Raw genomic sequence first — 24994 nt, 5'->3', positions numbered from 1 at the left:
GGTCCTACTCCCCATCGCCCTGCCAGACACCCTGCTCCTTCAGGCTGTCGGCGACTTCCTTCGGCATATAGGTTTCGTCGTGCTTGGCGAGGACGGTATCTGCGACGAACCGGGTATTGCCGGGCTGGAACGCACCCTCGACGACGACCCCCTGCCCCTCCCGGAAAAGGTCCGGCAGGATGCCGTTATAGGTGATATTGACAGTGTTTGCCGTGTCGGTCACGGCGAACGCAACTTCCGTTCCCTGGCCGCGCGTCACCGAGTTTTCGGCGACAAGACCGCCGAGCCGGATGCGGGTGCCGGGGCTGACCTGTTTTTCGGCGATGTCGGTCGGCGAGTGAAAATAGACGATCTGCTCCTGCAGGGCGAAAAGCACCAGCAGAACGGCGACGCCTATGACGCCGACGCCGCCGGCGATGACCGCCAGCCGTTTTTGTTTGCGAGTCATTGTTCCACCTTCTGCGGTATCAACCCGAACTGCTCGGCCGCCCTGGTAAGTGCCAGCCGGCCCGCGCTGCCGTCCTCGAAATTCTCCAGCGCCCGGCCGAGCGCATCGCCGGCCTTTTCCGGCTCTCCAAGCACCATGTAGGAGCGAACCAGCCGCAGCCATCCGTCAAGATCATCGGGATTGTCCCGCAGGCGCGCATCGAGGCCGGCGACCATGCCGCCGATCATTTCCGAGCGCTCCTCGGAGCTCATCTCCATGGCCGCCGCCACGTCCTCTTCATCCGGACCGGGAGCCGCCTCGCCCGCGACCGCCAGGTTCGCGTCGATGCCCTGCAGATGCGCCCTCACCTGCGGCATCCAGGGCGCGTCGGGCGGGGAATTGGCGGCAAGCCTTTCGAAAGCCAGCTTGGCTTCGGCAAATCTGCCTTCCTGCGCAAGACCGAGCGCCAGGAAGAATGAGGACAACGGGTTGCCGGGCTCCAGTTCCTCGGCGGCCTGGAACGCGGCCTGGGCCTCGGCCGTCACGATGCCGCCGCTCTGCGTAATCAGCGCCCGTCCCAGACCGGCCTGGCGGGGCGCGGTCGAACCAAGCAGGCGGATCGCGTTCCGGTAGGCCGTCTCGGCGTCCGCAACACGCCCGAGGTTGAGATAGATGGGGGCCAGGACGTCCCAGCCGCGGCCATCTTCCGGGTTGCTGGCGAGATGGGTTTCAGCCTGCGCCACCAGGGTGGTGATGTCGTTGCCGTCGTCGGGCTCCGCCTCGATACGCCCTGCGAGCGGCTGCGCCGGCATACCGGGCTTGCCGACGGCAAGGTAACCGACCACCGCCATCAGCGGCAGGAAGATGATCACAACGTAGCGTGCGGCCGTTGAAAGAGGCGAGCGGGCCCGCGATTGCCGTGAGTCCGTTTTGGAGGCCTTGAGCAGCCGCCGCCCGACTTCGGCGCGGGCATACTCTGCTTCCTCCTGGGCAATCAGTCCGGATTCGATATCGCGATCGATCTCGCGCAGCTGGTCGTAATAGACCTCCGCGTCATGCTCATTTGTCCCGTCCTGCCGGCTCGCGCTGCGTGCCAGCGGCACCAGCAGGCTAATGGTGGCGGCCACCGTCAGGATGGCGGCCAAGACCCAAAACATCATGATTGCTCAGGCGTCAGACCCTGTTCAAATGCCCCGAACCGGACGATTTTCCGGCTGCCGGGTGTTCAACCTTTAATTATTGTAATTATGGGCTTCAAACAAGCGGCGTCCAGTTGCCGTCCTCGGAGCGGCAGGCCGTTCCGCGCGCGGTCGTGGTCACACCGTCCTGCACCACCTTGTGCACGTATTGCCGGCAGTTCTGGGACCCCACTTCATAGGGCTGCGCGGCGAAAACCTCGCCGGAAACGCCGCTTTGCGCGCCTTGCCATGCGACGATCTGTCCGCTCGGAGCAATTTCCAGCGCACGATATTCGGCCTCGAGGGCCTTCATGCGGTCCTCCGAGCTCAGCTGTGCCGAAACGGACGGGTCAATAATGCCGCCGTTCAGCGCATCGATCACGGAAGATTTACCGGTCGATTGCGGGACGAACGAGTTGAGAAAACTCGACTGCCCGCCCGTGTTCGAGCAGCCGGCAACCGCCAGCGCCAGCACAAACGACGATATCAGGTAGCCGAATCTCATGGTCCCGCCTTTATCCGTGTACCTAGATTTGAAGTCGACATAGGGCGTCATTGTGGCAGTGTTTTGGCTGACATGATGGGACGCAAAGATTAACGAACCGCAACCGGCAAATAAACCGTCACGCTCAGGCCGCCAAGATCGCTGCGGCCGAGTTCGACCGACCCCTTGTACTCCTCCGAAATCTCCTTGATGATCGAAAGTCCCAGTCCCGTTCCGGGTTTGCTCTCATCCATCCGGCGTCCGCGTTTCATCGCCTCGGCGAGCTGGTCGTCCGGCATGCCGGGCCCGTCATCCTCGACCGTAACAGCGAGCGCCACGCGCGTTTCCGACCCCGCCGCGGCGGGCACCGGTTCTTCCGATTCGACCCGGATGCGAACGCGCCCGGTGGCCCATTTGCCGGCATTTTCAAGCATGTTTCCGAGGATCTCCTCGACGTCGTGCTGCTCCATGGCGAGATCGGGCGGATCGTCCGGCATGATCAGCTCGAATTCCATGTCCGGGTTGAGCCGCTCCATCACCCGCATCAGGCGCTGCATTGTCTTTTGCGTGTCCGTTCGCACCAGAACCGAATTCTGCTGGGCAGCGATACGCGCGCGATCGAGATAGTGCTGGACCTGGTTCTGCATCGCCGTCGCCTGCTCGTGGACGAGCCGCGCCTGATCCGGTTCCATCGCGCGGCTTTCATTGAGCAGAACGGCGATCGGGGTCTTCAGCGAGTGGGCCAGGTTGCCGACCTGCATGCGCGCCCGCTCGATGATTCGCCTGTTGTTCTCGATCAGCGCGTTGACCTCGCCTGTCAGCGGGGCGATCTCGCGCGGGAAACTGCCCTCGAGCGATTCGGTCTTGCCGGCACGGATCTCCTCGAGGGACCGGCGAATCCGGTCGAGCGGGCGCAAGCCGAACAGAATGGCAATGGCGTTCACCAACAGGCTGCCGAGGCCGAAAACGACGAGAAAGAGAATGAGCTGCCGCGAGAAGGCGGACACATCGGCGTTGAGGTCGGCCATGGCTCCGGCGACGCGAAAGCGCGCGATTTCACCGTTGTCGCCGAGGAGCACCTCGGTCTCGGCCACCAGTTCCTCCTGTCCGGTGCTGTCGAGCGCTGCATAGATGCGTTCGTAACGCTCGTTGAAGGGCGCGGATTCAGGGCTGGCGATCGCGATGGTGCGGTCACCGAGGGAGACCGAGGCAAGCTTGTCCGGGGGGTTGTCGCCGACAATATCGACGATCCAGTACCAGCCGCTGCCCGGCTGGCTGAAGCGCAGGTCGCCCAGTTGCGGCGTTCCCTCGAGCCGCCCGTTCTCGCCGAGCGAAACCGAATTGATGACATTGTAAAGCTGGGCGCGCAACAGGTCTCGGAACCCGCGTTCTGTGCCGTTGCGGTAGAGCGTCAGGATGAGGATGCCGATTACGATGAGCGCGATGACCGCCCAGCCTGTTGCGATAACAAGAACACGCGCCGCGAGCGAACGCGGCTGCCGTTTTTCAGCTGCCATCGCCTGGAGCCTGAATCCGGTATCCAAGCCCGCGCACGGTTTCGATCATATCGGTGCCAAGCTTCTTGCGCAGCCGCCCGACAAACACCTCGATCGTGTTGGAATCGCGATCGAAGTCCTGGTCGTACATGTGCTCGACGAGCTCGGTGCGCGACACCACCTTGCCCTCGTGATGCACCAGGTAGGACAGCAGGCGGAATTCGTGGGACGTCAGCTTGAGTGCCTTGCCGTCAACGGTCGCCTTGGCGCCGCGCGTGTCGAGGCGCAGCGGTCCGCAAGCGATCTCGGATGATGAATGCCCGGCGGCGCGGCGGATAAGCGCCCGCACCCGGGCGAGCACCTCTTCAACGTGGAAAGGCTTGGCGACATAATCATCGGCGCCGGCGTCTATTCCGGCCACCTTGTCGCTCCAGCGGTCGCGCGCCGTGAGGATGAGCACCGGCATGGACCGGCCGGCCGCACGCCATTCCTCGAGCACCGTTATCCCGTCCATTTCCGGAAGCCCGATATCGAGTATGACCGTATCGTAGGGCTCGGTATCGCCGAGAAAGTGGCCTTCCGAACCGTCGAAGGCCTTGTCGACCACGTATCCGGCCTCTTCCAGCGCCTCGCTGAGCTGGCGGTTGAGATCCCGGTCATCCTCGACAACAAGTATTCGCATGCTCTGCCCGCCTCCGATTCACCCTGGCCGGCTACGGCCTGGCATTGACGGTCATCTTGCGCCGTCTCTTGCCGCTCGCATCGGGGGCAAGCACGGTGATCTTGCAGACGGGCTGTCCGCCGTTCTTGGCGACCTTGACCGACAGCAACTGACCGTTGGTCTGTGCCAGCACGCGCTGGACCGCGGCCGAACAGTCGGCGCTCTGAGCGGCGGCATCGCCTGCTTCCAGCGCCGCAAACGGCAGGGCCATCAGCGTGACCAGCAGTATCTTCTTATAACCGTTCATCTTCGACCTTCAAGACGGCCGCTTGGCCGTTAACCCCTGGAATGACCGGAAAAACCCGGCACACCTTATATGCGGCCCCGCCTTTTCGTCCATGGCGCGGGCCAACTGATTAAACTTGTCGTTAATGTGTACAGGACCGTGTCTGAACTAAAAATGAACGGACGGTTCATGTTCGTTGCCGGCGCCCATGGGCGCCGTGTCAGCCGTCCACCGGCTCGAACGGCCAGTCGACGATGTGTTCCTCGAAGTCCTCCGCCTCCATGCCGGCTTCCGGGACCGTGCGCCCGCGCACCGAAACGCCGGCAATATGAACCGTTTCCGGGTCGCCAGAGACAAGCGGATGCCACCAGTAGAGATCCCTGCCCTCGGCGATCAGCTTGTAGCCGCAGGTCGGCGGCAGCCAGGTGAGCGCCCGTACCGATTTCGGCGTGAGGCTGATGCACTCGGGCACCTTGTCCTGGCGGTTCTCGTAGTCCGTGCAGCGGCACGAATCGGCGTCGAGCAGCTTGCAGGCGACATTGGTCCAGGCGATTTCGCCGGTGTCCCAGTCTTCAAGCTTGTTGAGACAACAGCGTCCACAGCCGTCGCACAGGCTTTCCCACTGCTCGTCGGACATTTCCTCGAGGCTGGTCGTTTTCCAGAAAGGATCGCGCGTCATCGGCACTCCGTTCTTTAGCGCGACGGTAACAATGTCTGTTACTTTTTGCTGCACCCCTTGCCCACATGTTCTAATATAGGCACAAGACAAGAGGGTGCGCGGCCAGTAAGGACCTTGGGCGGACCGGTGCGTTGTGAACGTCGCCGCACCGCCAGTCAACAGACGGGATAACCAAGTTGCAGGACCCTTTCAGCCAGGATCAGCGACCGAGGAAACGCCGGCATCTCTTCCTGCGGCTCGATTCATGGATCGATTCGGTGCTCTGGTCGGCCGGCTCCGGGCTCGGCGAGAAGTGGGAAGACATCAACATCTTCTTCCGCCGGTACCACGCAAAAGGCTACAAAAGGTGGTTTTTCGAGGTGCTCGGGGAGTCGATGACGCTGGGAACGGCCGGCGCCGTGCTGCTGCTGGCGCTGGCGCTGCCCGCCTTCGAGGAAACCTACGGCAACTGGCGCGAACAGGACGATTTCGCCGTCACTTTCCTCGACCGTTACGGCAACGAGATCGGCCACAGGGGCATCATCCATGAGGATTCGGTGCCGATCGACGCGCTGCCGGACCATCTGATCAAATCGGTGCTGGCGACGGAAGACCGCCGATTCTTCGAGCATTTCGGCATTGATCTCTTTGGCCTGACGCGCGCCATGACGGAAAACGTGCGGGCCAATTCGGTCGTCCAGGGCGGTTCGACCATCACCCAGCAACTGGCGAAAAACCTGTTTTTGACCAACGAGCGCACCATCGAGCGCAAGATCAAGGAGGCCTTCCTTGCCCTGTGGCTGGAGGCCAATCTGTCGAAGAACGAGATCCTGCGGCTCTACCTGGACAGGGCCTATATGGGCGGCGGCACCTTCGGCATCGCGGCCGCCGCACAGTTCTATTTCGGCAAGGAAATCACCGACGTGACGCTGGCGGAGTCGGCCATGCTGGCCGGGCTGTTCAAGGCGCCCGCCCGTTACGCGCCGCACATCAACCTGCCGGCGGCGCGCGGACGCGCCAACGAAGTGCTTACAAACCTCGTCCAGGGCGGGCTGATGACCGAGGGACAGGTCATCGGCGCGCGGCGCAAGCCGGCCGACATTGTCGACCGTGGAGACAGGGAATCGCCGGACTATTTCCTTGACTGGGCCTTCGAGGAAGTCAGGCGCATCGCAGCGCGCTATCACGATCATTCGCTGATCGTGCGCACGACCATCGACGAGAACCTGCAACGGGCGGCCGAGGAAGCGCTCGAGGCGGGGCTGCGCCAATACGGCAAGCGCTACGATGTCGACCAGGGCGCCATCATCCTGATCGAGAACGGCGGTGCCGTACGGGCCATGGTCGGCGGGCGGGACTACGGCGAAAGCCAGTTCAACCGGGCGACCAAGGCGCTGCGGCAGCCGGGGTCATCGTTCAAGGTATTCGTCTATACGACAGCCATGGAAAACGGCTTCACGCCGGAAACGACCATCCGCGACGCACCCATCACCTGGCGGGGATGGTCGCCGCGCAACTACGGCCGCGGATACAAGGGCCGGATCGACCTGACGACTGCGCTGGTCAAGTCCGTGAACACGATACCGGTCCGCCTTGCGCGCGATCATCTCGGCACCGAGAAGATCGCCGAAATGGCCAAACGGCTGGGCGTGGAAAGCAACGTCGCGCTGGACAAGACCATGCCGCTCGGAACATCCGAAGTGACGGTCCTCGATCAGGCGACGGCCTATTCGGTGTTTGCGGCGGGCGGCATGGCGCCGAACCGTCACGGCATCACGCAGATCATGAACTATTCCGGGAAGGTTCTTTTCGACCAGCGGCGCGATGTGCCGGAGCGCAAGCGGCTGCTCGATGAAGAGACGATCCGCTCGATGAACACGATTCTCACCCAGATTCCCGAGTGGGGAACGGGCCGCCGGGCCAAGCTCGAGGGAATCAAGACCGGCGGCAAGACCGGCACCACGCAGGCCTACCGCGATGGCTGGTTCGTGGGTTTCACCGGCAACTTCACCGCGGCTGTCTGGTTCGGCAAGGACAATTTTCAGCCGACGGCGCGCATGACCGGCGGGTCGCTGCCGGCCATGACCTTCAAGCAGTTCATGACATATGCCCATCAAGGCATTGAACTGAAACCGATACCCGGCATCGAGGACCCGGAGCTTGAGGAAGACGGAAGCGAGAAGCTGGCAACGCGGAGCGAGCTCACCGACGACAGCGGAGAGCCGATCATCCGGCCCCGTGTCCTGTCCAAGCAAGCCACGTCGCTGCTGCGCGAACTGGCCGAGGATTTTGCGAACGCACCGCCGGTGAACACGCAATCGCAGCGTTCCGTGGCCTTCAAACCGGACGAGCAGCCAGCCGCGGTCGAGTAGGCTTCAATTCCGGTTTGGCGAATTCCGCGGGCAACTGCTATGTCAGGGGAACCGTTCATTCGACCTTGAGGCCAAACGTCGTTGTTCCGCGTCCCCGCCACCATCGCTGCCATTTTCATCATTGCCTTCGGCGGCGCCATGATCAGCGCGGTCTACGCGCTCAAGGCGACGATCGGTTTCGGTTCGATCGCGATCGGACCGTGGACCGCCTGGCCCCTGGCGCAGACCGAGCAGGCCGATCCCTATGCCAAGGCCCACCGCGCCCGCGCCGGCCAGCTGCTCCTCGGCGATGCCGAAGGCCTGGTGTTTTTTGCCGGCAACGACAGCAGCGGCGCGCGGCTGGTCGTCGAGTGTGACTACGTGATCGCCGGCCAGACGCCGCCTGCTCGGTTCTGGACCCTCCACGCGACCGACGCCAACGATGCGCTGCTGGAGGTCGACCCCGCCTTTCCTTCGGCGTTTCACTCGCAAAATGTGGCAAAGAACCAGAACGGCGCCTTTGCCATCAATGTCAGTGGCAACCCAAAGACCGGCAACTGGATTTCCACGGGTCGCCGATACCAACCCTTCAAACTGGTTCTGACACTGTTCGATACGCCGACTGCCGGCAGTTCGCGTCTTATCGATCTGCAGATGCCCGAAATCATCCGCGGAACGTGCCGCGATGGGTAGGCTGGCTTACATATTGCTTTCCGGCATCGCCGGCGCTGCACTCCTGCACATCGTCATCATCCTGGCGATCCCCGCCTATGCGGAGCGCGACGCGTGGACGAAAATCAACGCCCTCGGCCCGACGGAATTCTTCCACATACTGCCGATCGACAAACCCGGCGGGCTGACCTCGGCGAACCCGTTCGTCCGCACCGCGGTGTGCCGTTTCGACATTACGGAAAAACCGGCACGGATCACCGCTTCGGGTTTTTCATACTACTGGTCTCTTGCCATCTTCGATCCGGGCGCAAACGAGATCTACAGCATGAACGACCGCACGGCGATGGACAAGAAACTGGACATCGCCATCGTCACGCCTCTGCAGATGATCGGCTATCGCAAGAGCCTGCCGGAGACGCTGGCGGAATCCGTGCTCATAGAGTTTCCCGGCACGACGGGCTACCTGGTGCTTCGAACCGTCACGCCCGACTCGAGCTGGGAACTGATTATCCGGGAGTTTTTGAGCAGCGCCGTGTGCCAGAGCGCCGACGCGGCCTAGGTATGTCCGAACGGGCTCGCCGGGGATTGTGCGGCCGGATCAGGCCTTTCCGCCGCGCTTGCGGTCGGCAACGATTTGTTTCCTGCCGTGTTTTTGTTCGTACCGCACGCCCGTAAACATCAGGACCGTTGCGCCCTCACGGCGGGCATTATTCGGCAATCGGCGCGGCCGTCGTGCCGTGGATCGCGAACTGAGTTGGATAATGTCAGCCATCGGTTTCACCGTTTCCCTCGACGGGAACGGTGCGTTGCGCACTTAGCCGTCCCCTCTCCTAACAATGGACACCTTGCACAACTCCATACTGATATCTGCGCATTACAAGCGCGCCGGGTATGCCGCATCTAGCGGAAGAACACCCGATTGCGAACACTTGGATTAGAAACCGCTGATAGTTAATAGTCTGCTAATTATTTGGCTTTACTTTTAGTTTATATGAAGTCTTGCGTAGCGTGGGTGGAGTATCTTGGATCGTTTTCGCGACCTGGAAAGAGCCGGCAGAGCCGGTCGTAAGGACGCAGCACTGCTTGCGGCCATTTCCGGATTCGAGGCGCTGAAACACCCGACGTCGCAGGACCTGCGGCAATTCTCCAACCTGTTTGCCGGATTGTTCGAGCTGACGCGCGAGGATACCCGCCGAACGGCCGCGGCCGCCCTGTCAAAGATCCGGCACCTGCCGCAGGACGTCGTTCTCAAGGTCGCGGACCAGCCGATCCGGATCTCGGCGCCCTTCCTGGCCATCAGTCCCTGTCTCAACGATCAGCTGCTGTTGCAGATCCTGGCCCGCAACGACATTGTCCATGCGCGCGCCATTTCACGCCGGGAGACCCTGTCGCCGCTGCTGATCTCGGCGCTGTCATCCCTCGACGATGCTGCGGTGTCACGATCGCTGCGCCTGCGGCATGCGGCCAAGGACGGCGCGGCCACCGGCCTCATGGCATCGCGGGAAGCTGCAAGGCGATACAACGAGGATGTGCTGCGCAACCGCATCAAGGACCTTGCGCTGAGGCGGATCAACACCGGGCAGCAGCATTCCGGCGCAGAAATCCAGACGGGCCGTCCGGACCTGCGCAAATTGATCCAGGCCGCCGAGGCTTGTCTGCCGGTCCGATTCTCGCAAATGCTGTCGCGCGCGCTCTGCGCACAGCCCTCGCTGGCGGAGCGGATCATGCTCGACCTGTCGGGACGGCAATTGGCGATGGCACTACGCGCGCTCAACATGGCCGATGAAGACATCAGGCGTGTGCTGGTGGCCATATTTCCGCAGCTCCGGCGCGAAGTTGACGGCACCCAGCAGGCCTCGCTTCTCGTCGAGGCGACGGACCGCAAGGACAGTATGGAGCGTGTCATGGCGTGGGTGCGCGCAAATCCTCTGGCCGCATCGGAACAGCGGGTGCACTATCAGCCCCAGACACAATCGCGCGAAGAGCGCCCGGCATCCAACGATCGCGGCGTCCCACAGCCGGCCGCCGAGACAAAGGACGTCAAGCGGGCATGACTGAAAGGTAGCGCTCGGGGTCGTCGGTTTCGATCTCCACCACCCACAGATCCGGATCGAAATTCCGTTCACGCTCCAGCACCGCGTCGACCGCGTCGCCGTCGCAGGCCGCCAGGCGTATCTCGAATGTCCGGTCCGACGGCTTTGCCGTGTCGAACAGGCTCTGGGGCGCGGGAGAGAGCAGTGACTGGTCCCCTTCCCTGCCGCGAACGCGAATGAAAATCGCGCCGGCCTCGGCCGAGCCGGTCCGTTCGACCGCGGCGAAGCCGCCGTCGCCGAAGACCCTGCGCAACAGGGCTTTTACCCACATTTCCGTCGTCAGGCGCATTTTCCGGAGCCATCCGCAGTCAATTCAAGCCGTTCCTGGGGTATTTGCGGCACCTACCACGCCCGGATCAAGACCGGACGACAATCAGAGCGCGCCGATCTCGCGCAGTTTCTGGAGCACCAGCTTGTCCGGCTGACCCGTGACGGGCAGCCTGTAGTGGCGCTGAAAATCGGCGATCGCAGTCGTCGTCTGCTTGCCGATCACGCCGTCAACCTGGACATCCGCATAGGCGATGTTGCTCAGCCCTCTCTGGATATCCCTGATGAGGTCGGCAACCTGGTCCTCCCCGGCCGCACGCGGCGCCGGTGCGGGCGCGGGCGAAGCGGCGTCTGCCGCGGGAGCCTTGCCGCCCGGTTTCGGTTGCGGCACAGCCACCGGATCCTCACCGGCCAGCCGTACATGAACAAGCAGCACGTCCGAAACCGTTCCGGTCGGCTCCAGGCCGGCGCTGATCTGGTAGGCAAGGATCGCGTCCTGCGTCTGCGGACCGTAAACGCCGTCGACCGCCCCGCCATAGAACCCGCCACGGCGCATGGCGAGCTGAAGGTCGTAGACGATGGCCTGCGGCTGCACGGTCTGCCTCGGCGGAATGCTGGCCGTGCTTTGCGGATCGCTGTGCTCGATGCGGAACGTGGTGACCCGGCTCGAAGGGACCGGCACCTTCTTCATGTCCAGCGGGTACGGTTTATGGGTGACGCCGCGCGTATCGTAGAGCGGCGCCGGATGCTTGCCGGGCTGATAGATCAGCGCATTGACGGAAACAAAGGTGAACGCGACCGCGAATACGGTAATACCGCCGGCGATCGACGGATGCCGGCCGATCAGATCGCCGAAGGATCGCACCAGGCCTGAAAGAGCCCGGAAGCGCCGTTTCGCCTCAGGCCGTTTTCGCCTGGTCATGCATAGTCTCCATTGTCTTGTTCTCACTGCCTGTCAGACGCGGCGGGAATTCAACGGCGTTGTCCTGGGTCGCGCCGTCCGGGCGCTCAGGTCCGCCAACGGGAAGCTTGACCGTCACGGTGGTGCCGGTGTCGACAACACTGTCGATCGCGAATTGTCCGCCATGCAGGGCGACAAGGCCTTTCACCAGGCTGAGGCCGAGACCCGTGCCTTCATACTGGCGGTCGTAGTGGTTCTCGACCTGAACGAACGGCGCGCCGATCCTGTGCAGGTCTTCCTGCGCGATGCCGATTCCGGTGTCGGACACCGACAATTCCACCCAGCCTTCCTTTTCGGAGGCATCAACGGTGACCACGCCCCCCTGGTCGGTGAACTTGATGGCATTGGCCATCAGGTTGATCAGGATCTGCTGCAGTGCCCGGCGGCACGCGGTGATCTTGCGGCGGCCCTTGGCGACACGCGCGTTCAGGACGACACCCTTTTCCTGCGCCTGCTGTGCAAGCATCGCCTCGCAGGTATCGACGGCCTCCTTGACGTTGAACGTCTCGAGATTCAGCTCGTACCGGCCGGCCTCGATCTTGCTCAGGTCGAGCATCGAATTGATGACGGACAGCAAATGCTTTCCGGATTCGCTGATCAGGCCGACATATTCGCGCTGTTCGTTGCTCAGGCTGTCGCCCAGATATTCACCCGAAAGAAAATCGGAAAATCCCAAGATCGCGTTGAGCGGCGTGCGAAGCTCATGACTGACTGCAGCGAGAAAACGGGTCTTTGCCTCGTTTGCCGCTTCGGCTTCCTCTGCCTTCCTGGCGTAGGCCCGCTGCAGCCTGAAATGTTCGCTGATGTCGGAAGCCTGGGCGAGAAATCCCTGGAAGCTTCCGTCCCTGTGATCCGCAACGAGCTGCATCGACAGGTGCAGGAACTGGTCCTGCTTCGAATTGTCGGCGCCCTTGCGCAGGCGAACCGTGATGGATTTCACCGCACACCCGGTGCGCAGATCATCCACCGCCTGCAGGAACCTTATGCGGTCGGAGACGTGCATATGCTCGATCAGGCCGCGGCCGATGACATCGCCGACCTGCTCCAGCATCTCAGCCGCACCGGCTCCGGCAACCGACACCACATCTCCACGTGTGTTGTGAAGTGTGACAAGACCGGGAAGCCTGCGGAGCAGGTCGTCACGGTCCTTGCCGCCCGTATCCACCGGCTTCGAGACGCCCGCCCGACGACGCCTCAACCCGTAGGCGAACAGCAGACCGTAGATGCCAAGCGCCACGACCACCGCGACCGAAGCGATATCGGCCCCGCTGTCTCGCGGCGATCCGGCAAGAGGAAGGAAGACCTGTGCTGCAGCGATGGCGACCAGCACCGCGGCACCGGCGCCAAATCCAGCCTGCAGGGAACTGCGGTCCTGCCGTATGCGGTATGCCTCGGCGGGAAAAAGCAGCACCAGCGGCAACACGGCCGAGGCGAATCCGCCAGTCGCGACGGCGACGGCCGTCAGGGCCGTCGCACCGAGCGCCAGGGTGACAATCTCGATGCCCTGCCGGCGACCGGTCTGCATAAGCATTCCGGACAATGCCAGGGAAGCCGCCGAAAGAGCCAGAACGGGCGCGGCGATCGCGCGGGCACCGAACGAGGGAATGAGCGTGAACGGGAATACGGACGCCAGGATGATGCCGGATATCAGCAGCAGGGCAATCAGCCGCGACTGGATGTGCCGCTCGCCTTCATCGACGATATCGCGGTGCACCCAATTGGCCACCCGGCGGTTGCCGGCCGTTCCGAGTCCCGATGATAAAAAATGCTTCACCCTGATGGCCACTTTTGTACTCAATACGCTTGTTGTTCTGGCAGGCTCAAAATGACAAATGCTGCTTAAGGAATGGATAAAACGGACGGGCGAACGCGCCAAAACAAAGGAATTTCCGGTCACTTGGCGTCTGGGGGACCCACCTTTGATGATTGTGGTTAACGCCCCGTAACCGGCCGCTGAAACACAATCTTCATCAATATGGGTTCAGATGTCGCAATGCGGCGGCCGGTTCGAGGATCGCGGCGGGAGGATCCGGCAGAGCGATCCGGGGTTTCGAATGCGGTTTATGGTCAAAACTCTGTTCTGGTTCGGCGTCGTGCTGCTGTTTCTGCCGGGCAACGCAAGCGACAATGCGGTTCCGGTCGGCGATCGCTCGGCGCGGTCCGCCGCCGAACTGCGCGAACTCGCGGCCAAAATCCAGCGGATATGCCAACGCGATCCCGAACTGTGCAGGGCCGGCGCGGAAGAACTGCTGGCCGCCAGGTTCGAAGACGACGAAATAGCCCAGTTGCTGCGCAGCGAAGCGGCCCTTATCGCGGCTGCGCGCGACTAGAGCAACATACTGTCGGGATCGGCCGGCAGGTTCTTTTTTCGTGCTTTGTCCCGCCAATTTGCCTATATGCGAAGTTGAATTCGCCGCGCGGCCCGAACGGCGGCGGATTCACGGTACGCGGTTTGACGAGACGGATTGAATCAGCACATGGCTTCGTTGCAGCAGATCATCGACGATTTCGAGTTCCTCGACGATTGGGAGGACCGCTATCGCTATGTGATCGAACTCGGCCGGACGCTCGAACACATGCCGGAATCGGACAAGACCGAAGCCAGCAAGGTACAGGGCTGCGTCAGCCAGGTGTGGCTGGTCTACAGGATCGACGCCTCGGATCCGCAGGATCCCGTGCTGTTCTTTATCGGTGATTCGGATGCGCATATCGTTCGCGGTCTCGTGGCGATCATGCTCGCGGCCTGCTCGGGAAAAAAGGCGTCCGAGATCATCGCATTCGACGAAGGCGCCCTGTTTTCGAAACTCGGACTCATCGAGCACCTGACGCCGCAGCGCGCAAACGGCCTGAGGTCCCTGGTCGCGCGAATCAAGAGCGAAGCCAAGGCATCGCTGGAGCGCTCCGCGGTCCCGTAACGCCGCCGTACCAGTCCAACCGACTGAAGTTTCCCCTATATCGGCGGTCACGGCCCGGATTGTACTTCAATTAACAATTGTGTTAATTGAAGGCCGTTCTAGAAACAATACGGGGAATCAATGTCATGGAAGAGATCGCAGGCAACGTAAACTGGATTGCCGTTGTCATCGGCGCGGTCGTATCGTTTCTGCTCGGCTGGCTGTGGTATTCGCCAATGCTCTTCGGACCGAAATGGGCCGAAGGCGTCGGCGTCGAAATGGGCACGGCGAGTGAAATGCCCGTCGGCGCCATGGTGAGCCAGATCGTGGGACTGCTCCTGCTGAGTTGGTTCGTCGGCGTCACCGCTGCCGCCAATGCGCTGTTCACCGTCCTTCTCGGCACCATCGCGTTCGCCGTCCTGGCCTATTCGGGCGGCATGTTCCGAAAGAACAGCGCCTATGCGCGCCTGACCGATGGCGGGTACCTGATCGGCAGCGTTATCGTGATGATCATTATCCAGGGTATTCTGTAGTCTAGAGCGAGTTGGCGCCGTTCAAGAGCGGCCCCGGAATCCAAAACGGGCACTGCACCCCAGTGCCCGTTTTTTGTTCTGCCCTACAGGTAACGCCGGGCCTCGAAACGGTCCTGTCGCCTATTCGCTGTTCTTGCGTTTCTGGCCGAGGCCCATTTCCTTCGCCAATCGGGAGCGCGCTTCGGCATAGGCCGGCGCCACCATGGGGTAATCGGCAGGCAGGCCCCATTTCTCCCGGTACTCTTCCGGCGTCAAACCGTGATAGGTCATCAGATGCCGCTTCAGCGACTTGAACTTCATCCCGTCCTCAAGGCAGATGATGTAGTCGTGCTGAACGGATTTGCGGATGGGGACAGCGGGCTTGGGTTTTTCCGCGGGAGCCGCTTCTGCGGCGGTCGTTGATCCCAGAGCGGAGTGTACATTTGCGATCAGTCCCGGAAGATCGCTGGTCTGGACCACATTGTTGCTGACATATGCTGCAACAACTTCTGCAGTCAGTTCGGCAAGCAAGTCGTCTCTGGTATTTTCGATTGCTTCACTCATTTTTCGCGCCTCAAATGATTTCAAGTTGTCATCGTACCAAAATCCCATCCTGTTTTGGTGTTGCCTGTAGGCGTCTATTCGACACTCTTTTTTTTGTCACCCGAAGCGCTGATATCATTAATCAATTACATTTTAAACTAAAAAGTTTGAGTAATTAGACCCTTTTTTCCTTTCGGTTGCTTTTTGCCTACTAAAACTCACGAAAAACAAGTCTAACCCGGCAGTTTACGCTGCCTGTTGAATTTGTGCAGTATTACCGGGACTCACTATTCGCGCCGTCTCCGGACTTCGGCATTTCGTCGACCACGGACTGGTCACTCAAAGGATAGCCGACGGCGTAGGAGGCCTTCGCGAGAAGGTGCGCGGAGATCGGCGCCGTCAGGAGGAAGAAGCAAACGCCCGCCAGCGCACGCGTCAGCGTGCCGGTGTCGCCGGCCTCGATGCCGAGGGCGATGAGGACGACGCCGGATCCAAGCGTTCCGGCTTTCGAGGCTGCGTGCATGCGCGTGTAGACATCGGGAAACCGCAGAAGTCCCAAGGCAGCCACCAGGGTGAAGCCGGATCCGATGACGATCATCAACGCAATCAGTATCGCGACAAAACTACTCATTGGCGCTGTTCCCTTCCCGGGCGGTCTCCACACCGCCGTCGTCCCCCTGCACGGGCCCGCGCGCCAGGATGAACCGCGAAAACGCGACCGTCGCCAGAAAGCCGACGAGCCCCAGGGCAATCGCGATGTCGACATAAAGCGTGTAGCCGGTCTTGATGCCGATCACGGCGATAAACCCGATGGCGGTGGCCACCAGCATATCCAGCGCCAGGATGCGATCCGGAAGGGTCGGGCCGCGGATTACGCGATAGACGGTAACCGCAAAGGAAAGACACAGCAGGGCAAGGGAAAGCTGCACGGCCCAGTCAACGAGTGTCGCTGCGTCCGTCATCGGAATGCCTCCAGGATCCTGCGCTCGAAGCCGTCCGCGATCCCCTTTCGGGTCGCGTCCGGGTCAGAGCAGTCAATCGCGTGAACGTAAAGAAACTTCTTGTCGTCGGAAACGTCCACCGAGAGCGTACCGGGCGTGAGGGTGATCATGTTCGCAAGCAGCGTGATCTCGAAATCCCGGTCGACCTTGAGCCGGTAGGCGAAGATCCCCGGCTTGATGTTCATGTTCGGGCTCAGGACGGTGATCGCCACGCGGATTGCCGACATGACGAGCTCGTAGAGGAACAGGAGAATCAGCCTGACGATGCGCCCGGCACGCGAGAAATAGCCGACGGAACCGACCTGCTCTCGGATGAGATAAAGCACGGCCGCGCCGAGCAGGAAACCGAAGGCAAGATTGAGGAAGCTGTAAAATCCGGTGACCGCCGCCCAGACCAGCGCCAGCAGCACGTTGATCAAAAACAATCTCATTGCTCGCCTCCCGACGGAAATACCGAACGGATATAGTCGATTGGATTCAGCAGTTGCTCTGTTCCGGTCTGCGACAGTTCAAGGACCTGCTGCGGGAACACGCCGAGCGCGACGACAATGGCGGTCAGCAATACGAGCGGCGCGTAGTCGATGAGCGGGTTGAGATTTTCCGCGTCCTGCTCATCCCCTGTCCCGGCCGGTGCGGGGCGCCAATAGGACAGGACCCAGACCCGTCCGACGGCAATCGTCGTCAGGAAACCGGACAGCAACACCGCCCCGGCTAGCCACCAGGCACCGACATCCAGCGACGCCTTCACCAGGATCACTTTCGGCCACAGGCCGGAAAACGGCGGAAGGCCGGAAACCGCGAAGAACAGGATCAGCGTCACGGCCGCCAGGAACGGGTGCGTCGTGTAGATGCCACCGGAGCCGGCAATTGAAAATCCGCCGCTGGCCCGGGCGGCAAGTCCCGAAGCAAGATAAAGCGCGGTCATGACGATCATCGAATGCACCGCGTAGAATATGGTTGCGGAGACGCCGTCGGGACTGGCGAGCGCGATGCCCGCGAACATGATGCCGATCCCCGAAATAACAAGATAGCCGAGAAGCCTCCTGAAATCCGTCTGTGCAAGCGCGCCCATGGCGCCAAGGATCATTGTCACGGCGGCGATCGAGGCGATGACCCAGCCGAGGATGTCCCGCTCGGCCGGAAACAGCACGAATGCAACGCGCATGAATGCATAGACACCGACCTTGGTCAGAAGGCCGGCAAACAGCGCCGATACCACGACCCGCGGCGTGTGATAGGAGGCCGGCAGCCAGAAATTGACCGGGAAGGCCGCGGCCTTCATGCCGAACGCCAGGAAGTAAAGGCTGAGCAGCGTTACCAGCGGCGCCTTCTCCTCCATGGTTTTTGCCTTGATGGCGATATCGGCCATGTTGAGGGTGCCGAATATTCCGTAGAGGTAACCGGTGGCGATCAGAAAGAAGGTGGTCGCGACCAGGTTGAGAAAGGCGTATTTGGTTGCGCCGTCGATCTGACCGCGTTCCGAACCGAGGATCAGAAGCCCGAACGAGGCAATGAGAAGCACCTCGAACCAGACGTAGAGATTGAAGATGTCGCCAGTCAGGAAGGCGCCGCTGACGCCGACCATCATCAGAAAAAGGAACGGATAAAAACCGTATCGCCGGCCGCTGTTGTTGACATCGCCGGCACCGTAAATCCCGCCGGCGAGCGCCGCAATTGCGGCTGTGAGCGTCAGCAGCGCTCCGAGGATGTCGACCGTGAACGAAATGCCGAAGGGCGGCAGCCAGCGCCCCATTGTCATGGTCACCGGCCCGCTGATGACGACATGCGCGAGCAGGGCCGCTGCGATGACCACCAGCACGACAAGCCCCGGTATCGCGATGTAGGGCTGCAGGCGCGTGTCCTTGCGCACCATCAGCAGCAGTGAGCCGACGATCATGCCGAACACCAGCGGCGCAATGACCAGCCAATCGGCCAGCGGCGCGGGATCGGTGACCATGGCCACGGACAAATCGACGGGTTCTTTGTCGGACGTTGCCATTCTTGTCAGTATCCCAGCGGCGGAAGCTTCTGCTCTTCAGGCTCGGCGAACCGCATTTCCTCGGTGTCGTCCGTATCAAGTTCCTGATAGGCGCGGTAAGCGAGCACCAGCAGAAATGCGAAAAACGAAAAGGCGATGACGATCGCCGTCAGGATCAGCGCCTGCGGCAGCGGATTGGCGGTCAGGACGCCTTCCACAGGGCCGTCGGCGGACAAAATCGGCGGGATCTCGCGGGTCAGCCGTCCCGACGTGAATATCAGCAGGTTGACGGCATTGCTCAAAATGGCGGCGCCCAGCAGAATCCGGATGATGTGCTTCGACAGAAACAGGTAGATCGACACAGCAAAAAAGATGGCCACCAGAAAGGCCATGGGAACTTCCATCAATCCCCCTCCCTTTCTTCCAGCGCAAGCGCGATGGAGGTTATGGCGCCGACCACCACAAAATAGACACCGACGTCGAAGAGCAGCACCGTCGACAGGGCCAGCTCCTCCCTGAAGATCGGCACGTAAAGCCACAGGCCGGTCATGAACGGCACGCCGGAAAAGACCGAGAGCAGGCCGGCGACGGACGCCATCAGAAGTCCGGCGCCTGAAATCCCCATCGGGTGGAAATAGAGTGCACGCCGCACCGGGGACACCCCGCAGGCAATGCCGTATATGGCAAAGGCCGAGGCGGCGATCAGCCCGCCTATGAAGCCGCCGCCGGGTTCATTGTGGCCGCGCAACAGGACAAATACCGAAAACAACACCATGAGGCTGCTCAGATAGGGTGCGACGGTCCGGAAAATCAGTGTGCGCATGACTACCGCCGCTCCTCTTCTGTCGGGTCGTTGGCTGCGATCCTTGCCGACGATCGCACGCTGATGCGGATCAGCGACAGAATTGCCAGGCCCGCAACCATGACAACGGCGATCTCGCCCCAGGTGTCCGTTCCGCGGAAATCGACAAGGATGACATTGACGATGTTCCTGCCGTGGGCGATCGACAGCGAGTACTGGGTGAAGAATTCGGGAAGCGTCAGGTCGAAGGGCAGCTGGATCACCTTGAGCAGCAGCAGCAGGAAAGCGCCTGCACCGGCTATCGAGATGGCCATGTCGCCGACAAGTTTGCCGACCGGGCGGTGGTCCGTCGGCGTCAGCCGCAGCCTGGTCATCGCCAGCGCCAGGATCACGACGGACAGCGTCTCGACCATGAACTGGGTGAACGACAGGTCCGGCGCCCCGAAGAGCATGAAGAGAAGCGCCACGGCGAAGCCCTGGATGCCCAGCGAAACGATCGCCGTCAGGCGGTCCCTGGCATAGAGGACGGCGATCAGCCCGACAGCGGCGATCGCCATGATGCTCGCCTCGTACAAGGAGATATCCTGCGGCCAGCGCGGCATGGCCGGCAGTTCGTCGAAGAGCACCATCGGCACGAGAATGGCGACGATCAGCAACAGGAACGTCACCTTCATGTAGAATTCCATGCGCCCGGTCTGGATGACCCGGGTCACGGCAAACGACAGCCGGACCGTGCCACGGATGAACTGGTCAAAGCCCCTGTCGGGACCCCACCCGATTGCGGCAAGCGCCGCCGCCATCGCGGCCCGCATGCGCTCCAGATTGCGATAGGCGACGATGCCGAAAGCGATGGTGATGCCGGACAGCAGCAGCGGCATGCCGATATGCGGAATGAGCGAGATATAGACCGAGACCGGTTCGCCCTCGACGGCCGTTGCCATCGGGATCGAGATCAGCCGGTGTGTCAGGCCGGAGAACAGCGCGGTCAACAGGCTTGCAACGGCCAGTACCGCCGGCCCGAGCCACAGCAGCACGGGCCCGTCATGCGCATCGCGGAGCCCTTGCGGCTTCTCGCCGAGGAACGGCTTCAGCGCGACGGCAAATCCGATGACGAACATCAGTCCGTTGCCGACAATGGCAACCAGGGTGAGGAACAGCGGCCACGCCCCCGGCTGCCACAGCCCGGCATAGATCTCCTCCTTGGCAAGGAACCCGAAGAACGGCGGCAGCCCGGCCATGGAAAATGCCGATGCGAAAGCGGCCGCAAAGGTGATGGGCATCGCCGACATCAGGCCGCCGAGCCTGGTGATGTCGCGCGAGCCGGCCTCGTGATCGATGCCGCCGGCGACCATGAAGAGCGCGCCCTTGAACATGGAGTGTGCCACCAGATACAGCACCGCCGCCTCGACCGCCTTTTCATTGCCGAACCCGGTCAGCATCACGAGCAGGCCGAGCGACGAAACGGTCGTATAGGCGAGCATCAGCTTCAGATCGGTCTGCCGGACCGCGAGCAGCGTTCCGACGATCAGCGTCGCACCGCCAAAGATCGGCAATACGGTCTCCCAGGCGGCGGTTCCGCCAAGCACGGGGTTAAGCCGCATCAGCAGGTAGACGCCGGCTTTGACCATGGTGGCCGAATGCAGGTACGCCGATACCGGCGTCGGCGCCTCCATGGCGTTCGGCAGCCAGAAATGCAGCGGAAACTGGGCCGATTTGGTGAACGCGCCGCCGAGGACGAGGATGAATATGGCCACGTAGAACGGGCTGTCCGCGAGGACTCCGTGCGAACGCAACAGCAGCGACATTTCGGATATGCCGGTTACGTTCCAGATCAGAAGCAGCCCCGCCAGCAGGAACAGCCCGCCGCCGCCGGTGACCACCAGGGCCTGGAGCGCAGCGCGGCGCGAGGCCTCCCGCTTGTGGTCGAAGCCGATCAGCAGGAAGGAGGTGATCGAGGTCAGTTCCCAGAACACGAAGAACATCAGGAAGCTGTCCGACATGACCAGGCCGAGCATCGAGCCCATGAACATCAGGATGAAGGAAAAGAACCGACCGAGATGTTCGTGTCCCTTCAGGTAGCCGCCGCTGTAGAGCACGATGAGGATGCCGATGCCGCTGATGAGAAGCGCGAATGTCAGTGAAAGGCCGTCGACCAGCCAGGAAAAATTGACCCGGAATGCCGGTATCCACTGATAGCCGCCGGTGACGACCTCGCCGTTCGAAACTTCCGGAAGGAAGGTGGCGAAATGCCAGAATATGACGACCGGCACGATGGCAAGCAGCCATGCCGCATTGTGCCTGAATAGCCGGGTAAGCGCGGGAGCGAATAGAGCCGCAATGAACGGTAACAGCAGGACAAACAGTGTCGTGCTGGGCATGTAGGCGTCCATTCTCTCTCCCGGATGGAGTTTCCCTGCAAGAATTTGCCCGAATTTAATGATGCACTGCATCAACGGCAAGATCACAAAGGCCGATTTCCACCCGAATCGGCCCCGCACGCGGGATTTACCGCGATTTGAACGGCCGATTGTTGCGAAGCCGGCACAGCGACACTACACAAAGGCTGAAAGGAGGTACCGACATGTCCGACACGAAAAAGAAAACGGTCGAAAAATCAGACGCGGAATGGCGGGCCCAATTGTCGCCGGAGCAGTACCATGTCACCCGCAAGGGCGGCACCGAACGCGCCTTCACCGGTCCCTACTGGGACAGCAAGGACACCGGTGTTTATCACTGTGTGTGCTGCGAGCGGCCGCTGTTTCACTCCGACACCAAGTTCGATTCCGGCACCGGTTGGCCGAGCTACCATTCGCCCGTCGACCAGGACGCGGTGACCGAACACTCGGATCGTTCGTGGTTCATGACGCGCACGGAGATACGCTGCGCCGATTGCGACGCCCATCTTGGGCACGTCTTCAACGACGGGCCGCAACCGACGGGCCTTCGTTACTGCATGAACGGGACGGCGCTCACCTTCAAGGAGGAAAGCGCCGACGAATGACGCGGTCTATTGCGGCCGGATGTAGCGGCCGTAGACCCAGCCGGTCTGCCAGTCGCCGGTGTTCGACGGATCGTGCCAGACCTCGCACCAGGTGTAACGGACCATCTGGGCCTGCACGTCATTCGGCAGGGTGGTGATGTCCTTGAGGTCGACCCCGTTCATGCACCGGCCGGTCATCGACAACGGCGTTCCGTTCGGATAACCGGCGCGGATCGCCGAATTCGAGGACGGCCAGGCCCTGACGTTGAGGACGTCATCCCAGTCGACGTTGGCGACTTCCCAGGCCGCGAAGGTCGATGCGTGGGCCGCCGGTGCGCAAAGCGTGGCGGCAACGACGATCGATGCGAAGAATGTGCGTGCAATGGTCATGATCCGATCCCCTCAAGGCGGCGGTTGCGTTTCGATGGCTGCACATTCGCACGGCGACCGTGAACGGCTTCTGACGCGGAAATTCATGTGCCGTTCATACGCATCTTGAAGTGGCCACGCCGGCCCTTTATCTGCGTGATAAGACCAGATATTCGGAACAGAAGGAAGCTCCATGTTCAAGGATCTGCCGCCCGCCCCGGTCGCGGAAAAGCGCCCCGCCACGGATACCCGCCACGGTGTCTCGCGCACGGATGACTATGCCTGGCTGCGGGCGGACAACTGGCAGCAGGTCTTTCAGGATCCCTCCGTGCTCGACGCGGGAATAAGGGCCTACCTGGAAGCCGAGAACGCCTACCAGAAACAGGCGATGGCCGACACGGAGGGCCTCCAGAAGACGCTGTTTTCGGAAATGCGCGGACGCATCAAGGAGGACGATTCCTCGGTCCCTTCTCCGGACGGGCCGTTCGCCTACGGCATGTCCTTCGTCACCGGCGGCGAACAGCCGCGCTTCTTCCGGGTGCCGCGCGGCGGCGGCGACCAGGAACTGCTCCTCGACGGTGACGTGGAGGCCGCCGACAAAGCCTATTTCAGGATTTCCGCCGCCAATCACTCACCCGATCACACGCGCATGATCTGGGGGTATGACGACAAGGGTTCGGAGTTCTTCACGCTCAAGGTCCGCGATGTCGACGCCGCCGGCGACCTCGACGACAGGCTGGAAAACACCGGGGGCGGCGGCGCCTGGTCGCCCGGTTCGGACGGATTCTTCTACACGCTGCTTGACGAGAACCATCGGCCCTCAAAGGTCTATTACCACGGCATCGGCGACACCCAGGCCAAAGACCGCCTCGTGTATGAGGAAACGGACCCGGGCTTCTTCGTCAGTGTCGGCGGCAGCAAGCTGAACGATTTCATTTTCATCAATATCCACGATCACCAGACCTCGGAGTACCGCATCCTGCCGGCAAGCGACCCGCAGGCGACGCCCGCCATCGTGGCGCCTCGGCAGCCCGGGGTCGAATACGACATGCATGAAGGCGGCGACGTCTTCTTCATCCTAACCAATGCAGACGGGGCCAAGGACTTCAAAATCGTCGAGACACCCGTCGACGCGCCCGGACGGGAGAACTGGCGCGACGTGGTCGGCCACCAGCCGGGCCGGCTGATCCTCAGCCACATGGTGTTTGCCAACCACCTGGTGTGGCTGGAACGCGAGAACGGGCTTCCGAGGATCGTCATCCGCGCGCGCGACAGCGGCGACGAGCACGCCATCGCATTCGACGAGGAAGCCTATTCGCTGGGCCTGCAGGGATCCTACGAATATGACACTGAAGTCATCCGCTTCTCCTATTCGTCGATGACCACGCCGTCGCAGCAGTTCGACTACAACATGCGCACCCGCGAGCGCGTGCTCCTGAAAACCCAGGAGGTGCCTTCCGGACACGATGCGGACGACTATGTCACGCGGCGGGTGATGGCGCCGTCGCATGACGGAACAGGGGTGCCGGTGAGCCTGCTTTACCGCAAGGACACGGCCCTCGACGGATCGGCGCCCTGCCTGCTTTACGGCTACGGATCCTACGGCGCGACGATCCCCGCCTCGTTCAACACCAATTGCCTGTCGCTGGTCGATCGCGGCTTTGTCTATGCGATTGCCCATGTGCGCGGCGGCAAGGACAAGGGATTTGCCTGGTACGAGGACGGCAAGCATCTGAAGAAGACCAACACCTTCCGCGATTTCATCGCGGCGGCGGAGTTCCTTGCTGCGGAGAAATTCACCTCCGCCGACCGGATCGTCGCCGAAGGCGGCTCGGCGGGCGGCATGCTGATGGGTGCCGTCGCCAACATGGCGCCGGACCGGTTCGGTGCGATCATCGCCGCCGTGCCGTTTGTCGACGTGCTGACCACCATGCTCGACGACACGTTGCCGCTGACACCGCCCGAGTGGCCGGAATGGGGCAATCCGATCGCCTCGAAGGAGGATTACGACACCATTGCGTCCTACTCGCCCTACGACAATGTTCGCGTGCAGGATTACCCGCCCATCCTGGCGCTGGCCGGGCTGACCGACCCGCGCGTGACCTACTGGGAGCCGGCCAAATGGGTGGCGCGGCTGCGTGCGGTCAAGACCGGCGATGCGCCGGTTCTTCTGAAGACAAACATGGATGCCGGTCATGCCGGCGCGTCCGGCCGTTTCCGACGGCTCGAGGAGGTCGCTTTCGAGTACGCCTTCGCCCTGAAGGTAACGGACCGGGCCTAGCGATGGCCAGCGCGGGAAGCGCGAATGGAACCGACGTCTGGACGGAGCCGAGGTCAACGCTATAATATGACTTGAATAATCATCTTTTCGAAACAAAACC

28 protein-coding genes are annotated in these 24994 nt (G+C 61.9%); 9 read left to right on the top strand and 19 right to left on the bottom strand.

The features are described 5' to 3' along the window. Positions 1-4 precede the first annotated feature (4 nt). From ccmE to E4M07_RS12020, 7 genes are all read right to left on the bottom strand, one after another. On the bottom strand, positions 5-448 hold the full coding sequence (ccmE, locus tag E4M07_RS12050; RefSeq protein ID WP_136658603.1) for a cytochrome c maturation protein CcmE: 444 nt from the start codon (positions 446-448) through the stop codon (positions 5-7). Continuing rightward, positions 445-1587 (bottom strand): c-type cytochrome biogenesis protein CcmI, encoded by a 1143-nt coding sequence (ccmI, locus tag E4M07_RS12045; RefSeq protein WP_136658602.1) that lies wholly within the window; start codon positions 1585-1587, stop codon positions 445-447. Before ccmI ends, ccmE begins: the two co-directional genes overlap by 4 nt. A gap of 94 nt (positions 1588-1681) precedes the next feature. Beyond that, the gene (locus E4M07_RS12040; protein ID WP_136658601.1) at positions 1682-2110 is read right to left on the bottom strand and encodes an RT0821/Lpp0805 family surface protein; all 429 of its coding nucleotides are present in this window, start codon (positions 2108-2110) and stop codon (positions 1682-1684) included. Positions 2111-2199: 89 nt separating this feature from the next. Then, on the bottom strand, positions 2200-3606 hold the full coding sequence (locus E4M07_RS12035) for an ATP-binding protein (protein ID WP_136658600.1): 1407 nt from the start codon (positions 3604-3606) through the stop codon (positions 2200-2202). After that, positions 3596-4267 (bottom strand): response regulator transcription factor, encoded by a 672-nt coding sequence (locus E4M07_RS12030; protein ID WP_136658599.1) that lies wholly within the window; start codon positions 4265-4267, stop codon positions 3596-3598. The genes E4M07_RS12035 and E4M07_RS12030 overlap by 11 nt, the downstream gene beginning before the upstream one ends. 31 nt (positions 4268-4298) lie before the next feature. After that, positions 4299-4553: a hypothetical protein gene (locus E4M07_RS12025; protein WP_136658598.1), complete on the bottom strand. Its 255-nt coding sequence runs from the start codon at positions 4551-4553 to the stop codon at positions 4299-4301. 199 nt (positions 4554-4752) lie between these two features. After that, positions 4753-5211: a YcgN family cysteine cluster protein gene (locus E4M07_RS12020; RefSeq protein ID WP_136658597.1), complete on the bottom strand. Its 459-nt coding sequence runs from the start codon at positions 5209-5211 to the stop codon at positions 4753-4755. A 167-nt stretch (positions 5212-5378) separates the two neighbouring features. Between E4M07_RS12020 and E4M07_RS12015 the strand changes: the two genes are divergently transcribed. The 4 genes from E4M07_RS12015 (at position 5379) to E4M07_RS12000 (ending at position 10267) form a co-directional block, all read left to right on the top strand. Then, on the top strand, positions 5379-7562 hold the full coding sequence (locus E4M07_RS12015) for a PBP1A family penicillin-binding protein (protein WP_169054231.1): 2184 nt from the start codon (positions 5379-5381) through the stop codon (positions 7560-7562). An 81-nt stretch (positions 7563-7643) separates the two neighbouring features. After that, positions 7644-8234 (top strand): DUF1214 domain-containing protein, encoded by a 591-nt coding sequence (locus tag E4M07_RS12010; protein WP_136658595.1) that lies wholly within the window; start codon positions 7644-7646, stop codon positions 8232-8234. Next, a complete protein-coding gene (locus E4M07_RS12005) occupies positions 8227-8772 on the top strand; it encodes a DUF1254 domain-containing protein (RefSeq protein ID WP_136658594.1) in 546 nt (181 codons plus the stop codon). The genes E4M07_RS12010 and E4M07_RS12005 overlap by 8 nt, the downstream gene beginning before the upstream one ends. Positions 8773-9235: 463 nt before the next feature. Continuing rightward, entirely contained in the window at positions 9236-10267 is a 1032-nt protein-coding gene (locus E4M07_RS12000; RefSeq protein ID WP_136658593.1) for a hypothetical protein, read from the top strand. On the opposite strand, the gene E4M07_RS11995 is transcribed toward E4M07_RS12000, so the two are convergent. The 3 genes from E4M07_RS11995 to E4M07_RS11985 all read right to left on the bottom strand — a co-directional run bounded on the left by E4M07_RS11995 (position 10254) and on the right by E4M07_RS11985 (position 13320). Beyond that, positions 10254-10595: a DUF1491 family protein gene (locus tag E4M07_RS11995; protein WP_136658592.1), complete on the bottom strand. Its 342-nt coding sequence runs from the start codon at positions 10593-10595 to the stop codon at positions 10254-10256. The genes E4M07_RS12000 and E4M07_RS11995 overlap by 14 nt on opposite strands. 84 nt (positions 10596-10679) lie before the next feature. Then, positions 10680-11495: a peptidoglycan-binding protein gene (locus E4M07_RS11990; RefSeq protein WP_136658591.1), complete on the bottom strand. Its 816-nt coding sequence runs from the start codon at positions 11493-11495 to the stop codon at positions 10680-10682. Continuing rightward, the gene (locus E4M07_RS11985; protein ID WP_136658590.1) at positions 11473-13320 is read right to left on the bottom strand and encodes a PAS domain-containing sensor histidine kinase; all 1848 of its coding nucleotides are present in this window, start codon (positions 13318-13320) and stop codon (positions 11473-11475) included. Before E4M07_RS11985 ends, E4M07_RS11990 begins: the two co-directional genes overlap by 23 nt. Positions 13321-13597: 277 nt before the next feature. Here E4M07_RS11985 and E4M07_RS11980 point away from each other — a divergent pair, with 277 nt between their 5' ends. The 3 genes from E4M07_RS11980 to E4M07_RS11970 all read left to right on the top strand — a co-directional run bounded on the left by E4M07_RS11980 (position 13598) and on the right by E4M07_RS11970 (position 14961). Beyond that, complete coding sequence (locus E4M07_RS11980; protein WP_136658589.1) at positions 13598-13864, top strand: hypothetical protein; 267 nt, start codon at positions 13598-13600, stop codon at positions 13862-13864. Positions 13865-14011: 147 nt separating this feature from the next. Then, complete coding sequence (locus E4M07_RS11975; RefSeq protein ID WP_136658588.1) at positions 14012-14449, top strand: SufE family protein; 438 nt, start codon at positions 14012-14014, stop codon at positions 14447-14449. 125 nt (positions 14450-14574) lie between these two features. Then, positions 14575-14961, top strand: a complete 387-nt coding sequence (locus E4M07_RS11970) for a DUF1761 domain-containing protein (RefSeq protein WP_136658587.1) — start codon at positions 14575-14577, stop codon at positions 14959-14961. Between the two features lie 120 nt (positions 14962-15081). Here E4M07_RS11970 and E4M07_RS11965 read toward each other — a convergent pair whose 3' ends face one another. The 8 genes from E4M07_RS11965 to E4M07_RS11930 all read right to left on the bottom strand — a co-directional run bounded on the left by E4M07_RS11965 (position 15082) and on the right by E4M07_RS11930 (position 21654). Continuing rightward, positions 15082-15504, bottom strand: a complete 423-nt coding sequence (locus E4M07_RS11965) for a MucR family transcriptional regulator (RefSeq protein ID WP_136659179.1) — start codon at positions 15502-15504, stop codon at positions 15082-15084. Between the two features lie 253 nt (positions 15505-15757). Next, positions 15758-16114, bottom strand: coding sequence for a monovalent cation/H(+) antiporter subunit G (gene mnhG / locus E4M07_RS11960; protein WP_136658586.1), 357 nt, complete (start codon positions 16112-16114; stop codon positions 15758-15760). Next, positions 16107-16445 (bottom strand): cation:proton antiporter, encoded by a 339-nt coding sequence (locus tag E4M07_RS11955; RefSeq protein WP_136658585.1) that lies wholly within the window; start codon positions 16443-16445, stop codon positions 16107-16109. The genes mnhG and E4M07_RS11955 overlap by 8 nt, the downstream gene beginning before the upstream one ends. Beyond that, complete coding sequence (locus E4M07_RS11950; protein WP_136658584.1) at positions 16442-16915, bottom strand: Na+/H+ antiporter subunit E; 474 nt, start codon at positions 16913-16915, stop codon at positions 16442-16444. The genes E4M07_RS11955 and E4M07_RS11950 overlap by 4 nt, the downstream gene beginning before the upstream one ends. Continuing rightward, on the bottom strand, positions 16912-18483 hold the full coding sequence (locus E4M07_RS11945) for a Na+/H+ antiporter subunit D (RefSeq protein WP_136658583.1): 1572 nt from the start codon (positions 18481-18483) through the stop codon (positions 16912-16914). The genes E4M07_RS11950 and E4M07_RS11945 overlap by 4 nt, the downstream gene beginning before the upstream one ends. A 5-nt stretch (positions 18484-18488) precedes the next feature. Further along, the gene (locus tag E4M07_RS11940; protein ID WP_136658582.1) at positions 18489-18866 is read right to left on the bottom strand and encodes a Na+/H+ antiporter subunit C; all 378 of its coding nucleotides are present in this window, start codon (positions 18864-18866) and stop codon (positions 18489-18491) included. Then, positions 18866-19285, bottom strand: coding sequence for a Na+/H+ antiporter subunit B (locus tag E4M07_RS11935; RefSeq protein WP_136658581.1), 420 nt, complete (start codon positions 19283-19285; stop codon positions 18866-18868). The genes E4M07_RS11940 and E4M07_RS11935 overlap by 1 nt, the downstream gene beginning before the upstream one ends. 2 nt (positions 19286-19287) lie before the next feature. After that, positions 19288-21654: a putative monovalent cation/H+ antiporter subunit A gene (locus tag E4M07_RS11930; protein ID WP_136658580.1), complete on the bottom strand. Its 2367-nt coding sequence runs from the start codon at positions 21652-21654 to the stop codon at positions 19288-19290. 191 nt (positions 21655-21845) lie between these two features. Between E4M07_RS11930 and msrB the strand changes: the two genes are divergently transcribed. Continuing rightward, positions 21846-22265 carry a peptide-methionine (R)-S-oxide reductase MsrB gene (gene msrB, locus E4M07_RS11925; protein ID WP_136658579.1) on the top strand — a complete coding sequence of 140 codons (420 nt, stop codon included), beginning with the start codon at positions 21846-21848 and terminating at the stop codon, positions 22263-22265. A gap of 6 nt (positions 22266-22271) precedes the next feature. Here msrB and E4M07_RS11920 read toward each other — a convergent pair whose 3' ends face one another. Continuing rightward, positions 22272-22634, bottom strand: coding sequence for an SH3 domain-containing protein (locus E4M07_RS11920; RefSeq protein ID WP_136658578.1), 363 nt, complete (start codon positions 22632-22634; stop codon positions 22272-22274). A 172-nt stretch (positions 22635-22806) separates the two neighbouring features. Here E4M07_RS11920 and E4M07_RS11915 point away from each other — a divergent pair, with 172 nt between their 5' ends. After that, positions 22807-24894, top strand: coding sequence for a S9 family peptidase (locus tag E4M07_RS11915; RefSeq protein WP_136658577.1), 2088 nt, complete (start codon positions 22807-22809; stop codon positions 24892-24894). Positions 24895-24994: the final 100 nt, after the last annotated feature.

It is taken from the genome of Nitratireductor sp. XY-223 (assembly GCF_004959855.1).
GTDB lineage: Bacteria > Pseudomonadota > Alphaproteobacteria > Rhizobiales > Rhizobiaceae > Hoeflea_A.
Note: the sequence above shows the minus strand (reverse complement) of the source record. Positions and strands in the feature narration are given on the sequence as shown.